The organism is Nostoc sp. CHAB 5836, from assembly GCF_020829445.1.
Classification (GTDB): domain Bacteria; phylum Cyanobacteriota; class Cyanobacteriia; order Cyanobacteriales; family Nostocaceae; genus Nostoc.
The window spans coordinates 60,442-74,030 of the sequence record NZ_JAIVFV010000011.1; the positions used below are offsets into that span (position 1 = coordinate 60,442).

The 13,589-nt window shown below is 42.4% G+C and carries 12 protein-coding genes; 7 read left to right on the forward strand and 5 right to left on the reverse strand.

What is annotated here, in order from left to right; all coding sequences use genetic code 11:
• Positions 1 to 108: 108 nt before the first annotated feature.
• The 3 genes from LC605_RS04050 to LC605_RS04060 form a co-directional block, all read right to left on the reverse strand.
• Positions 109 to 411: a hypothetical protein gene (locus LC605_RS04050; RefSeq protein ID WP_229546288.1), complete on the reverse strand. Its 303-nt coding sequence runs from the start codon at positions 409 to 411 to the stop codon at positions 109 to 111.
• A 353-nt stretch (positions 412 to 764) separates the two neighbouring features.
• Entirely contained in the window at positions 765 to 1,082 is a 318-nt protein-coding gene (locus LC605_RS04055) for a hypothetical protein (RefSeq protein WP_229546289.1), read from the reverse strand.
• A gap of 356 nt (positions 1,083 to 1,438) precedes the next feature.
• Complete coding sequence (locus tag LC605_RS04060; RefSeq protein WP_229546290.1) at positions 1,439 to 2,395, reverse strand: metal ABC transporter substrate-binding protein; 957 nt, start codon at positions 2,393 to 2,395, stop codon at positions 1,439 to 1,441.
• Between the two features lie 233 nt (positions 2,396 to 2,628).
• Between LC605_RS04060 and LC605_RS04065 the strand changes: the two genes are divergently transcribed.
• A complete protein-coding gene (locus LC605_RS04065; RefSeq protein ID WP_229546301.1) occupies positions 2,629 to 3,369 on the forward strand; it encodes a metal ABC transporter ATP-binding protein in 741 nt (246 codons plus the stop codon).
• A gap of 7 nt (positions 3,370 to 3,376) precedes the next feature.
• On the opposite strand, the gene LC605_RS04070 is transcribed toward LC605_RS04065, so the two are convergent.
• On the reverse strand, positions 3,377 to 3,517 hold the full coding sequence (locus LC605_RS04070; protein ID WP_229546291.1) for a hypothetical protein: 141 nt from the start codon (positions 3,515 to 3,517) through the stop codon (positions 3,377 to 3,379).
• Here LC605_RS04070 and LC605_RS04075 point away from each other — a divergent pair.
• The 5 genes from LC605_RS04075 (at position 3,505) to LC605_RS04095 (ending at position 8,642) form a co-directional block, all read left to right on the forward strand.
• The gene (locus tag LC605_RS04075; protein WP_229546292.1) at positions 3,505 to 4,356 is read left to right on the forward strand and encodes a metal ABC transporter permease; all 852 of its coding nucleotides are present in this window, start codon (positions 3,505 to 3,507) and stop codon (positions 4,354 to 4,356) included. The genes LC605_RS04070 and LC605_RS04075 overlap by 13 nt on opposite strands.
• Before the next feature lie 782 nt (positions 4,357 to 5,138).
• Complete coding sequence (locus LC605_RS04080; RefSeq protein ID WP_229546293.1) at positions 5,139 to 5,390, forward strand: hypothetical protein; 252 nt, start codon at positions 5,139 to 5,141, stop codon at positions 5,388 to 5,390.
• Between the two features lie 196 nt (positions 5,391 to 5,586).
• Positions 5,587 to 6,372, forward strand: a complete 786-nt coding sequence (locus LC605_RS04085; RefSeq protein ID WP_229546294.1) for an HAD family hydrolase — start codon at positions 5,587 to 5,589, stop codon at positions 6,370 to 6,372.
• 114 nt (positions 6,373 to 6,486) lie between these two features.
• Positions 6,487 to 7,674 (forward strand): DNA double-strand break repair nuclease NurA, encoded by a 1,188-nt coding sequence (locus LC605_RS04090; RefSeq protein ID WP_229546295.1) that lies wholly within the window; start codon positions 6,487 to 6,489, stop codon positions 7,672 to 7,674.
• Between the two features lie 380 nt (positions 7,675 to 8,054).
• Positions 8,055 to 8,642: a Uma2 family endonuclease gene (locus LC605_RS04095; protein WP_229546296.1), complete on the forward strand. Its 588-nt coding sequence runs from the start codon at positions 8,055 to 8,057 to the stop codon at positions 8,640 to 8,642.
• 149 nt (positions 8,643 to 8,791) lie between these two features.
• Here the strand turns inward: LC605_RS04095 and LC605_RS04100 are convergent, their stop codons facing one another.
• On the reverse strand, positions 8,792 to 9,028 hold the full coding sequence (locus tag LC605_RS04100; protein WP_229546297.1) for a hypothetical protein: 237 nt from the start codon (positions 9,026 to 9,028) through the stop codon (positions 8,792 to 8,794).
• 171 nt (positions 9,029 to 9,199) lie between these two features.
• On the opposite strand from LC605_RS04100, the gene nifJ reads away from it, so the two are divergent.
• A complete protein-coding gene (gene nifJ, locus LC605_RS04105; RefSeq protein WP_229546298.1) occupies positions 9,200 to 12,916 on the forward strand; it encodes a pyruvate:ferredoxin (flavodoxin) oxidoreductase in 3,717 nt (1,238 codons plus the stop codon).
• Positions 12,917 to 13,589: the final 673 nt, after the last annotated feature.

Sequence of the window (13,589 nt, forward strand, 5' to 3'; positions counted from 1 at the left end):
TTCTTGGTAGCAAAACGTTCTAGATCCCCCTAAATCCCCCTTTTTAAGGGGGACTTTGAAAGGTTAGAATTGCTGATTGTTTGCATACTCTCTTTGTGCAATCTTCATTCAGAACATGGGATCGTGTTCATTATCCCAACACTTGCGATCGCGCCAGTTTCTGCCAGTATGTTCACATTCAGATGCATTATCTATCCAAGGAATCGATGTAGAGTGGTGCGAGGTTCCAATGGAAGCGAATAAGCTAGCAGTGAATAAGGGTAATAATAAAGATATAGTTATCAATGTACAAATCGGTAGAGTGATTAGATATCCACTGAGCAGCACAATGTTACTATTATTCCAAAAAACTGCGCCTATTTTATTTTTTTGGCGCTTTTTTGACTTGGTTTTTGAATTCGAGAAAAGCATAATGCAACTTTAGTAACGCCAGTTATGTAGTAATCTCATTTGATTTGTAAAAATTAGAACTTAGACATTGTATGTATAAACTAACTTTAATATGTATTATGCAAAATATCGGTTTTAGGCGCTGCTCACAACCCTGGTTTGGTCGCATATTTAGGGACTTACAATTAAAAAATACCTCATCTATTGTAGGAGCGCAAGGCCTTGCGCCCCTACAAATGTATAATTTTGAATAATTTATTTTTTGTCAGTTCCTTCCTAGACATGGGAGTGAAAATGAATGTAGAGACGTAGCGGGCTACGTCTCTACAAGGGTTCTGGATAACGCATATTTAATTTGACTGTCTAATGAAAGACTACCACCAAACCCGATTTCCATTTTCGTCAACTCGTGCTTGGCGAATTACGTCAGAAATCTCTTCAGCATCTTTAACGTGGTGGAGTGCTTTCTTTTCGCCATTAGGTTCATCTACAACGAAGTAAGTTGGGACTGTGATTTTGTCGCCTGTAATGTCTGGTACATCATCCACAGCTACCTGTTTAGCCTTTTCTTCAACAGATTGAGACTCATCAGCAATTCTATCTCCTGGATTCGCTGTTAAGTTTCTTTCTTTAACGTTTGGTTCTTCACTTACTGGTTGATTAATTTTATTTTCTTGATTTTTATCAGTCATGGTTTTTTTAGGGATTCAACAATGTAGCTTTACCAATAACACTGTAGAAAATCGAAGATACAAAGAGTTCTTTCTCTGGAGAGACTTTGTGGATAGATTTGAATGAAAGGGAACAGGAAAACTAAACCTTTAGTTATTTTGGTGAAATACGTCTGAGGTTAGATACTAATCAGGGCTATTTCATTCTAGACATAAACCACCCGGAACTGAAGTTCCGGGCTCATAGCTAAAGTCCGTTAAAACGGACTATAACTTTTCTTAGTCGTCTTGAGACGACTTTCGCTATAAGAGAGGTGAATTCATTCTGGGGCGGGCTAGATGAGAATGAAATAGCCCTGGATATTAATTATATGAATTTACTTCTTTAGTTGAAATGGGGTATATTTTCCTCCCAATGCTTGTACAATGCTGCGGGTATTCGCTTCCATCATCTTGATATAGGAATCGCCATTACTTCCCTTTGCACCAATTGAATCAGAATAGAGTTGATTTCGTGCTAACTCAACCCCTGCTTCTTCAGCAACAGTTTTAATTAAAGCTGGGTTAATTGTAGTTTCCGAAAAAATTGCGGGAACGCCAATTTTTTTAATAGACTCAACCAATCTCTGGACTGTTTGAGCGCTTGGTTGTTCTTCGGTACTAATGCCAATTAAAGTACCTGCGATCGCAATGCCATAAGCACGTCCATAATACTGGAAGGCATCATGGGTTGTCACCAGTTTGCGCTTATTTTCGGGGATAGTTTGAATCTGTTGATTAATCCAACTATGCAACTGTTTTAATTCATTATTTAGTTGCGATGCCTTTTGAGTAAATTGGTCTCTATCTTCAGGTGATAAATCAATCAAAGCATCCCGAATCGCATTCGTCATCGCGATCGCATTTTCTGCACTACCCCAAACGTGCGGATCGGGTACTACTTCTTGTTTACCTTTATCTAACTGCAAAGATTTCACAGTTTCCCCCACTGGTATTTTCCGCGCCTTACCACCAGAAGCATTCATTAATTTAATCAGTCCCGGTTCCAAGTTATAGCCGTTATACAAAATCAAGTCTGCTTCTTCCAAAACCTTGCTGTCTGCTGGTACTGGTTCGTAAACATGGGGATCAGTACCCGGTTTGAGGATTCCACGTAGTTGAATTTCGTCTCCTGCAACATTTTGTGCCAAATCAGCAATGATAGTGCTAGTTGCAACCACTCGCGGCTGATCTCCCTTGGTAATGTTAGGGTTAGAGTCTTTCTGGGTACAACTGAATAAAGCCAAAGGCATAAGCATTGTCAAACAAAGCCGGAAAAAAATTTTTCTCTTCATCCTGCTGATTATTGCTTTGTCGTAAGGATTACTGCCCTCTATCTCTAGTATTAGTTTCATTTATCTTGGATATTACATCTAATTATAGATTTTTTCATATTTCTCTCATTTTTATAGTAAGCTCAAGAAATAAATATTTAAACCTAATTATGAAAAACGTCTCTTTTCCTGGCGAATTTCGTCTATGCCAGACAAAAATACCGGAATTACCTGCAAAAGCGATCAAATTTGATATGAGTTCCACAGCAGCAATTAGCATTGCCCATGTAGGGGTATATTATCGGACACAAGAAGCCTTAAGGGACGTTAACTGCATTGTCAAACCGGGAAAACTGACAGGTATATTTGGCCCCAACGGTGCTGGCAAAAGTACCTTGATGAAAGCAATGTTAGGCTTAGTTCCCATCAGTAGTGGTAAGGTGTTATGCCAAGAAAAACCCTTGATGCAACAACTAGACAAAGTTGCTTATGTACCACAACGTAGCCAAATTGACTGGACTTACCCCGCCACAGTTTGGGATGTAGTAATGATGGGACGGGTAAAGAAAACAGGTTGGTTGCGCAGCTTCTCGACAGTTAGCCGCCAAGTAGCAAAAAACGCTATAGAAAGAGTTGGGATGAGCGAATATTGCGATCGCCCCATTGGACAATTATCAGGAGGACAACAACAGCGAGTCTTTTTAGCCCGTGCTTTAACACAGCAAGCAGAGATTTTCTGCTTTGATGAACCTCTAGTAGGTATTGATCAAAAAACCCAGTCAGTGATTTTTGAAGTCTTTCACGAACTCGCCGCCGACAACAAAATTGTGCTAGTAGTCAACCACGACTTAGGGGAATCAATCGCCCATTTCGATGACTTAATATTACTAAATCGTGAATTAATCGCCACAGGTTCACGGCAACAAGTACTCACAGAAGAGAATCTGCGTCTTGCTTATGGTGGGAAAGTGGTGTACTTTTCAGACGCTGCATGAAATCTCATTAGGTATGACCAATGACAAATGACCAATGACCAATAACAAATGACAAATGACCAATGACCAATGACCAATGACCAATGACCAATGACCAATGACAAATGACCAATGACAAATGACAAATGACAAAATATGTTACAAGCATTAATTGAGCCGTTGCAGTATGGCTTTATGCAGCGATCGCTCGTGATTGCCATTTTAGTTGGGATGTTGTGTGCAGTTGTTGGCAGCTACTTGATGGTGCAGCGACTAGCATTGCTGGGTGATGCTATCAGTCACTCAGTTTTACCCGGACTGGCGATCGCTTTTATGGTGGGAGCAAATATATATATTGGGGCATTTATTGCCGGTGTTTTGAGTACAATGGCGATCGCTTGGATTAGAGTGCGATCGCCAATTAAAGAAGATGCGGCAATGGGCATAGTTTTTTCGGCATTCTTTGCCCTTGGAATCACTCTAATTACTGTTATTCAAAAAGATAACAAAATCGACTTAAATCATTTCCTTTTTGGCAATATTCTCGGTGTTACTCTTGATGAGGTGCGGGATACTGCGATGATTGCCACTATTGTTTTAATCGTTGTTGTTTTATTATACAAAGAACTTTTATTTTACACCTTTGATCCTTTAGGCGCTCAAGCCGCAGGTTTGCCCGTCAATCGTCTGAATTTTGGACTGATGGTGCTAATAGCTTTAACAATTGTCGCCAGCATGAAAGCTGTTGGTGTAATTTTAGTACTTTCACTTTTAATTACACCAGGAGCCACCGCCTATTTATTAGTTAAACGTCTCAACCAAGTGATGATTTTGGGTGCGGTGATTGGCGTATTCTCTAGTATTAGCGGTATGTATCTCAGTTATTTTTATAACTTGCCTTCAGGCCCTGCGATCGTTTTAGTCGTATCGGGATTGTTTCTGTTGGCATTACTATTTAGTCCTAAATACGGCATTTTTACTGCAAAACGACTTAAAGTGAAAGCATAATCCTAATATTTGATTTCTGAAAAAATCTAAGTAGGGTGTCAATATTGCGTAAGTAAGTCAGCAAGAATAAATCAAGCTATATTACGAAACGTAAATACAGCTTAAACCCTTATAAATGATGAAGGACAAATGACAAATGACAGCTTTAGCCAGTTAGCTTTATTTGCGTCGCTCTACTTAGGTTTTTAACATTTGTAGGTTGGGTTGAGCCAATGCGTTACCCAACAAACCCAGTTCTTAGAGAGCATTTATAAAATAAACCTTAAATTGTTGGGTTGAGCCAATGCGTTACCCAACAAACCCAGTTCTTAGAGAGCATTTATAAAATAAACCTTAAATTGTCGGGTGCGTTAAAGCTGAGAGTACGGCACCTGGAGATATGGTGCCCTGCGGCTAAATTAGACTTTCTCAAACCCTCAAATTCCTACACAGCCGTAACACACCCTACTTAATATTTACTTTATAGCGGTTCTCAATTGCATGGAATACAGACCTAACAAGAACAGCCCCTTCCCTTCTAGCGTTGGGGAGTAAGATTCAAAGCCTCTCTCCTCTTAGGAGAGAGGTTTGGAGAGAGGTCAAAACTGTACTGCACTCAAGGGAGAACCGCTATATAAATAGGCTCTTAGGTTGGGTTGAGGAACGAAACCCAACCTACACATTTTTTATTTTTTTGCCAAAACCTGCGCAGTATTGAGTAGATAGCGGTTCTCGTACCCTGCGGAAAGCCGCTACGCCTCTGTGGATGCAATGCACTTTTATTTCTCTCGTAAAAGGCTATAGTGTACACACATGGCATTGTTAGTCAAAACAATGGCATTGTCGGTCGAAACAATGCCATTGTCAGTCAAAACAATGGCATTGTCGGTCGAAACAATGGCATTGTTAGTCGAAACAATGGCATTGTCAGTCAAAACAATGGCATTGTCGGTCGAAACAATAGCATTGTCAGTCGAAACAATGGCATTGCAGGTGAAGAGACTTGTGTATATACTGTAGCTCTTGATTCTTCCCCCAATTTATCGGGGGGTTAGGGGGGGATCTAAAAGTGCCTAAAATCACAGCCAATAACTTTTCAAACAACTTCTAAGATAAAAACAACTGTAGTACGTAGCATACAGTTGCATCATACTTTTTGAGCAAGCTAGAAATTCTCAAATGCTAGCAAATATTACTGCATGATTTTAATTTGTCGAGTAAGCTGAAACAGCAGTTTTAATCCTCAAAACAATGACCACAACTAATCCCACGATTTTAGCCCTAGACTTTGATGGAGTGATTTGCGACGGACTAATTGAATATTTTGAGGTAGCATGGCGCACCTACTGTGAAATTTGGTCGTGCGCCAACGACACAGTACCAGATGATTTGGCTTTGAGATTCTATCGTCTGCGACCTGTGATTGAAACAGGTTGGGAAATGCCCGTTTTAATCAAAGCGTTGGTAGATGGAATTCCTGATGAGAAAATTCTTCATGAATGGGTAAGCATCGCCCCACAACTTTTGTTAAATGATCACCTACAAGCAAATGAAATTAGTGCGAAACTAGATAACCAACGAGATGAATGGATTACCACTGATTTAGACGAGTGGCTAAGTCTGCATAGATTTTATCGGGGTGTAATAGAAAAAATCAAATTAACTCTTGACAGGGGAGTTAATCTATATATTGTGACAACGAAAGAAGGGCGTTTTGTACAGCAGTTGTTGCAACAAGAAGGAGTGAATTTACCAGCAGGAGCGATTTTTGGGAAAGAAGTCAAGCGTCCCAAATTTGAAATTCTGCGAGAATTAATTCAAGCAGCAGATCAAAAGCCAGTTACTCTCTGGTTTGTAGAAGACAGACTCAAGACATTGAAATCAGTCCAACAGCAAGGAGACTTTGAAGATGTGAAACTGTTCCTTGCAGACTGGGGCTATAATACCCAAGTCGAACGGGAAGTTGCCCAAAAAGATCCGGGAATTCATTTGTTATCACTATCTCAGTTTGCCAAAGATTTCTCAAGGTGGTATTGAACAAGGAGGATAATCTGACACCCACACAGAGAAGCACAGGTTTTATTCGCCTCTTTGTGTGAGATTCCAACATTAATATTCACCATTTTAACTTAATATAAAGTATAAAATCCTATGCTTGACCTGAGAAAACTAGCGCGACAAATGCAGGGTTTAAGTCAGCATCTTACCTTAGAAGCGACTGCTAGTCGCCAGCGTTTAGAATTGGCGCAGCAACATCTCCAAAATGCTTACGAGTCTCAACAAGATTTAATCGATCGCCAGGAAAAATGGCGCGATCGCATTCTCTTCGCTAATGCTACTCCAATTGAGCCGCTAGAAACCTGCATCGATATCCCAGTTCCCCCAAAAATTCATACTGTTATCGCTACCGATGGTTCGCAAATTGCTCCCAACCATCATGAAATTGCTTACTGTTATCTTCTAAATATTGGTAGAGTCGTCTTGCACTACGGACAAAATCGCCATCCGCTACTCGATAGTTTACCAGAAGTATTTTATCGCCCAGAAGATTTATATATGTCTCGGCAATGGGGAATTAGAACCGAGGAATGGATGAGTTTCCGCCGCACTGCTTCCGAAACGACGGTGTTGGCAGAACTTGCTTGTTCTTCTTCATCTCCCTCATCCGAAAAAATACCTACTCTAGCGATGGTAGATGGTTCGTTAATTTACTGGTTTTTAGAACAATTACCAATGGATGCACGCGATCGCATTTTACCCCCCATCCTCGAAGCTTGGCAGCAGATGCGTGATGCTCAAGTTCCCTTGATGGGCTATCTTAGCGCCTCTCGCAGCATCGAAACAATGAACTTTTTACGGTTATTGGCTTGTCCCCATCCAGTGCCAGACTGTAAAAGTCATTGCCCAAATCAGTTAGAAAAAGTACCTTGTAAAATTTTTGAACAGTTGCGAGATACTTCTGTTTGGGCTACCCGACTCAAACCAGGACAACGCAGTACGCTATGGCGCAGTAACTCCCCCATTCTCCAACTCTATGGAGATCAAACCATTTACTTTTGCTACGTTCACGTTGGCACTGAAATTGCCCGCATCGAAGTTCCAGCATGGGTAGCAGATAATGCAACCATGCTAAACCAAGCATTGGGACTAATGTTAGCACAAGTGCAAAAAGGATATGGCTATCCTGTAGCGATCGCCGAAGCCCATAATCAAGCAGTGGTAAAAGGTGGTGATAGGGCGCGTTTTTTTGCCCTTCTCGAACAACAAATGATTAAAGCTGGTTTAAAAAATGTGGGAACTTCCTACAAAGAAGCCAGAAAGCGCGGGAGTATTGCTTAAAACAGTTATCAGTTATCAGGCCTATGGTGCAATACGGTTCACAAAAGGGCTGAAACTCTTTTTTTTACGAACCACAGAGGCGCAGAGAACACAGAGAGAAGATAGAAGAGAGATGGAGGAAATGTTTAACCCAACTGTATTGGCCTATGGTGGGGGATAAAGAAACGCCACCAACGCCTGACAACTCTACGGCGTAGGCAAAAACTTGCGGGATAAATAGGTAACTGTTTACTGAAAACTATTCACTGTTCACTAGACATCTGGTGAAAAAGAATTGTTTTGACGTAGCACTGCTACGTCTCTACAAGGTTTCTGGGTAACGCATATTTAATTTCACCAGATGTCTACTGTTAAATCAGGGAATATTTATGGAGGCTTTTATGCAAACACAGACAGAAAAACGCTACTACACCCGTGAAGAGTATTTAGCACTAGAAGAACCAGCTGAATACAAAAGCGAATACTTAGATGGAGAAATAGTGCCAATGGCAGGTGGTACAACTAATCATAACCATATCATCGTTAATTTAGTTGCTCATTTAAAATTTGCTTTAAGAGGGCAAAATTATAATTTATTTACTAGTGATGTGCGGTTGTGGATACCAGCCTACAGAAGATATACATATCCAGATATTATGGCGATCGCGGGAGAACCAGTGTATGAGACTGGCAGCGCTACCACTATTACAAATCCCCTAATAATTATTGAGGTTTTATCAAAATCAACCAGAAGTTATGACCAATCAGATAAGTTTCGTTGTTATCGTTCCATTCCAGAATTTAAAGAATATATCCTGATTGACCAATATAAATTTTACATTGAGCAATTTGCAAAAAACTCAGATGGTAAATGGGTATTAACTGAATATGAATCTCCAGAATCATTGTTAACAATGGTTTCCCTAAACTTCCAAATTTCATTCAGTGATATTTATGAAATGGTAAATTTTCAGATCAGGGAAGACTGAAACATCAAGTCTAGATCACAAAGACAAGGGTAAATCGCCGTCTCTTGCCTTAACCGAACCGCATTGCTTTGGGGCTGGCGCGATCCGTTCAAGGCTAGATTCCCGAACCTATACCCCACAAAAAAGAATAAATTAACTAAAAGCTATATCTAATCAATATTTTGGCGATTGAGTACATGATTAATACATATTAATAGATGCGGTATTTGGGATGAGATACTCAAATATGCGGGAGCATCCCAAATGTGCAAAAGTACTTGGCCATTGGAAATCGCGGCTACACAGGCTCTCCGTCCACCTGTGCGGACTAAGGTCAAATCAAGGTTTTCAAACCCACGGAGGTGGGTTTTGTTTGTGTAGACGCGGTTTCTAACCGCCCGTTTCACATTAAATTAGACATCTCCGAAAATGAATGTAGAGACGTAGCACTGCTACGTCTCTACAAGGGTTTCAGGCAACGCATAATTAATTTCTGGAGATGTCTATTGGCTATTTTTTCATTCTTCTATTTACGTGTTCTGATAATGCAGTTTAAAGGCGGGGACAAAAATTATATTATGAATAAAACCTTTGCAACTATCGACGGAAATGAGGCTGTTGCCCACGTTGCTTACAAATTAAATGAAGTGATTGCCATTTATCCTATCACCCCCTCTTCAGCGATGGGTGAATGGGCAGATGCTTGGTCAGCAGAAGGTCGTCCTAACCTCTGGGGTACCGTTCCCAGCGTCGTGCAGATGCAGAGCGAAGGGGGAGCCGCCGGTGCTGTGCATGGGGCATTACAAACAGGTTCCCTAAGTACCACCTTCACTGCATCTCAGGGATTGTTGTTAATGATACCCAACCTCTACAAAATTGCTGGAGAGTTGACTAGCGCGGTGGTTCACGTTGCAGCCCGCTCGTTGGCTACCCACGCTCTATCAATTTTTGGTGATCATAGCGATGTCATGGCAGCTCGTGCTACTGGTTTCGCGCTGCTGTGTTCCGCTTCGGTGCAGGAAAGTCAAGATTTTGCTCTCATCGCTCATGCTGCTACTTTAGAGACGCGAGTCTCCTTTATGCACTTCTTTGACGGCTTCCGCACCTCCCATGAAGTGCAGAAAGTCAAACTACTCTCAGATGACGATTTGCGATCGCTCATCCACGATCATCTAATACTCGCCCATCGCAGCCGCGCCCTCACCCCAGATCGTCCAGTATTGCGGGGTACTGCCCAAAACCCCGATGTTTACTTCCAAGGACGTGAAGGCGCTAACCTTTATTACAACGCCTGTCCCGAAATTGTCCAGCGCATCATGGATCAATTTGGAGAACGCACAGGAAGGCATTACAAAATTTATGAATATTACGGTGCCAAGGATGCCGATCGCGTGATCGTTCTTATGGGTTCAGGCTGTGAAACCGTCCATGAAACAGTAGATTATCTCAACGCCCGTGGTGAAAAACTTGGTGTAGTGAAAGTCCGACTTTACCGCCCCTTTGATGTCCAAAGATTTGTTGCAGTATTGCCAACGACTGTAAAAGCGATCGCTGTTCTTGACCGCACCAAAGAAGCAGGTAGCGCTGGTGAGCCTTTGTATTTAGATGTTGTTGCTGCAATTCATGAAGCGTGGGGAGTAGGGGGGGATGAGGGAGTAGTGGGAGCAACATCTCCCTCATCCCCCTCATCTCCCTCATCCCCCTCATCTCCCTCATCCCCCTCATCCCCCTCATCCCCCTCATCCCCCTCATCCCCCTCATCTCCCTCATCCCCCAAAATCATCGGTGGCCGTTACGGTCTTTCTTCCAAAGAATTCACTCCGGCGATGGTGAAGGGCATTTTTGATCATCTTGCTGAAACTAAACCAAAAAATCACTTTACTATTGGAATTAATGACGACGTTACTCACACTTCTTTAAGTTTTGACCCCAACTTCTCCACAGAACCAGATGATGTTGTCAGGGCAATGTTCTATGGATTGGGTGCTGATGGTACAGTTGGGGCTAATAAAAACTCTATCAAGATTATTGGCGAAGAAACCGACAATTACGCTCAAGGCTACTTTGTCTATGACTCCAAGAAATCTGGTTCGATGACCGTCTCTCACCTCCGCTTCGGGAAAGAACCAATTCGCTCCACCTACCTAATTGACCAAGCTAACTTTATTGGTTGCCATCATTGGGGATTTTTAGAACGCATAGATATTTTGAAAGCTGCTATTCCTGGGGCAATTTTGCTGCTTAACAGTCCTTATGATGCAGATACTGTCTGGGAAAATTTGCCCCTCAAGGTGCAGCAGCAAATTATCGAAAAGCATTTGAAATTATATATCATCAATGCTAGCCAGGTTGCCCATGAAAGTGGGATGGGTGGACGTATTAACACTATTATGCAGGTATGCTTCTTTGCCTTAGCCGGTGTCTTACCACAGGAAGAAGCTATCGCTAAAATCAAACAAGCAATTGATAAAACCTACGGTAAAAAAGGCGCAGAAGTTGTCCGCATGAACCTGCAAGCTGTAGACAACACCCTAGACAACTTGCATAAAGTAGATATACCACAAACACTCCCAACCCCCAACCCCCAACTCCCAACTCCTAACTCCTCACTCCTAACTCCTAACTCCCCACTCACCTCCGCTCCCGAATTTGTGCGAGAAGTTCTGGGCAAAATCATGATCTGGGAAGGTGATGACTTACCTGTTAGCAAACTACCAGTTGATGGCACCTTTCCCGTCGGTACTGCTAAGTGGGAAAAGCGTAACGTTGCCCAAGAGATACCTGTATGGGAGCCGGATGTCTGCGTACAATGTGGTAAGTGCGTCATGGTTTGTCCCCACAGTGCCATCCGCGCTAAGGCTTATGAATCTAATGAATTAGTCAATGCACCAGCAACGTTCAAGTCAACTGCTGCAAAAGATAAAGACTTTGCCAATCAAAAATTTACCATTCAGGTAGCACCAGAAGACTGCACAGGATGCGCCATTTGTGTAGATATTTGCCCTGCTAAAAATAAATCTGAGCCATTGCTAAAAGCAATTAATATGGCACAGCAATTACCCTTACAACAGCAAGAGCGAAAAAACTGGGATTTCTTCTTGAGCTTACCTAATCCTGACAGGCGATCGCTAAAATTAAACCAGATTCGCCAACAACAACTGCAAGAACCTTTATTTGAATTCTCTGGTGCTTGTGCAGGTTGTGGTGAAACACCATATTTAAAATTATTAACACAATTGTTTGGCGATCGCGCCGTCATCGCCAATGCTACAGGTTGCTCCTCAATTTATGGTGGTAATCTCCCCACCACTCCTTGGACAACCAACGCTCAAGGACGCGGCCCGGCGTGGTCTAATAATTTATTTGAAGATAACGCCGAATTCGGTTTTGGCTTCCGTCTCTCCTTAGATAAACAAGCTGAGTTTGCGGCCCAATTGTTGCAACAATTGGGGAGTGAAATTGATGAAAACCTTGCCCAGTCCATCCTGAAGGCTGAACAAAAATCTGAGGCTGACATTTGGGAACAGCGCGAAAGGATACAACTGTTGCAGCAGAAGTTAGATGAAATCGTAACTTTCGATCCGAATCTCAAATCCAAAATCCAAAATCTCAAATCCCTTGCAGACTACTTAGTGAAAAAAAGCGTCTGGATTGTTGGTGGTGACGGTTGGGCTTATGACATCGACTTTGGTGGTATCGATCATGTAATTGCTAGTGGTCGAAATGTCAACATCTTAGTGATGGATACAGAAGTGTATTCTAATACAGGCGGTCAATCTTCCAAAGCTACACCACGAGCAGCAGTTGCTAAATATGCCGCCAGTGGCAAGCCAGCACCAAAAAAAGACTTAGGGATGATTGCCATGACCTACGGAAATGTCTACGTAGCGAGTGTAGCCCTTGGTGCTAGAGATGAACATACCCTAAAAACATTTTTGGAAGCAGAAGCTTATGACGGGCCATCACTGATTATTGCTTACAGCCATTGCATCGCCCACGGCATTAACATGACCACAGGGATGAATCATCAGAAAACTCTGGTAGAATCAGGTCGGTGGTTGCTCTATCGGCATAATCCAGAGTTGCTCAAACAGGGTAAAAATCCCTTGCAATTGGATATGCGATCGCCTAAGCAATCGGTAGAACATTCGATGTATCAAGAAAATCGCTTCAAAATGCTCACCAAGAGCAAACCCGATGTTGCCAAGGAGTTATTAGAACAAGCGCAAGCTGAGGTAGATGCACGTTGGCAGATGTACCAATATCTTGCAAAGCGCGACATTTCCATCACTTAAAGCCTTTGCGTCATTATCAAAAAGTGCGGCAACTAGGCGGTGGGTGAATGCTTCCATGATAGGACTTACGCAAGTTTTAGTTTGTAGTAAGGGCTTCAGCCCTCAATACGCTTGGGTTAAGGATTTTCTGGAGAACCATAGGCCTGTAGAGACGTTGCAATGCAACGTCTCTACACTGTCCACTGGACAAGGGTTTTAGTCTTATCCCAAGGGTATTGGGCTTTAAGTCTCAATACTGCTCGGATAAGCACGGGAGGGCAGGGGAAGCAAAACTCAACGCCAGCCTCCATTTCTCCCCCGGCTATTGAACAGCTTGCCTCAACCAAGAAATTCCAAAACCTACGCAGTATTGCTTTAAGTCTTGCTCCCCTTCCCTTGTAGGGAAGGGGCTGGGGGTTAGGTTTGAGAGAAAGTTGCACACCGCGTAAGTTTTAGTTTGTAGTAAGGGCTACCCTACGGGAACGCTCCGCGAACAGCCCTGATGAAAGAAGACTAAAGTCTTCTCTTCTTAGGCTGCGCCAACGACTACGCACTTCGACTGCGGTTCCATCTCTTCTTAGGCTACGCCAACGAGCAAAGTCGAGATGCTCACCGTAAACTCAGTGACCACGCCAACGAGACGCACTCGCGTTCACTACAAACTCCAAATAATATGCCAGTTGCGTAAGTCCTA

Bases quoted from the DNA above. Each gene is read 5' to 3' on its own strand.
- LC605_RS04095 (WP_229546296.1), top strand. From the start codon at position 8,055: ATGCAAACACAGACAGAAAAACGCTACTACACCCGTGAAGAGTATTTA.
- LC605_RS04050 (WP_229546288.1), bottom strand. From the start codon at position 411: ATGCTTTTCTCGAATTCAAAAACCAAGTCAAAAAAGCGCCAAAAAAAT.
- LC605_RS04075 (WP_229546292.1), top strand. From the start codon at position 3,505: ATGTTACAAGCATTAATTGAGCCGTTGCAGTATGGCTTTATGCAGCGA.
- LC605_RS04070 (WP_229546291.1), bottom strand. From the start codon at position 3,517: ATGCTTGTAACATATTTTGTCATTTGTCATTTGTCATTGGTCATTTGT.
- nifJ (WP_229546298.1), top strand. From the start codon at position 9,200: ATGAATAAAACCTTTGCAACTATCGACGGAAATGAGGCTGTTGCCCAC.
- LC605_RS04060 (WP_229546290.1), bottom strand. From the start codon at position 2,395: ATGAAGAGAAAAATTTTTTTCCGGCTTTGTTTGACAATGCTTATGCCT.
- LC605_RS04085 (WP_229546294.1), top strand. From the start codon at position 5,587: ATGACCACAACTAATCCCACGATTTTAGCCCTAGACTTTGATGGAGTG.
- LC605_RS04090 (WP_229546295.1), top strand. From the start codon at position 6,487: ATGCTTGACCTGAGAAAACTAGCGCGACAAATGCAGGGTTTAAGTCAG.
- LC605_RS04055 (WP_229546289.1), bottom strand. From the start codon at position 1,082: ATGACTGATAAAAATCAAGAAAATAAAATTAATCAACCAGTAAGTGAA.
- LC605_RS04065 (WP_229546301.1), top strand. From the start codon at position 2,629: ATGAGTTCCACAGCAGCAATTAGCATTGCCCATGTAGGGGTATATTAT.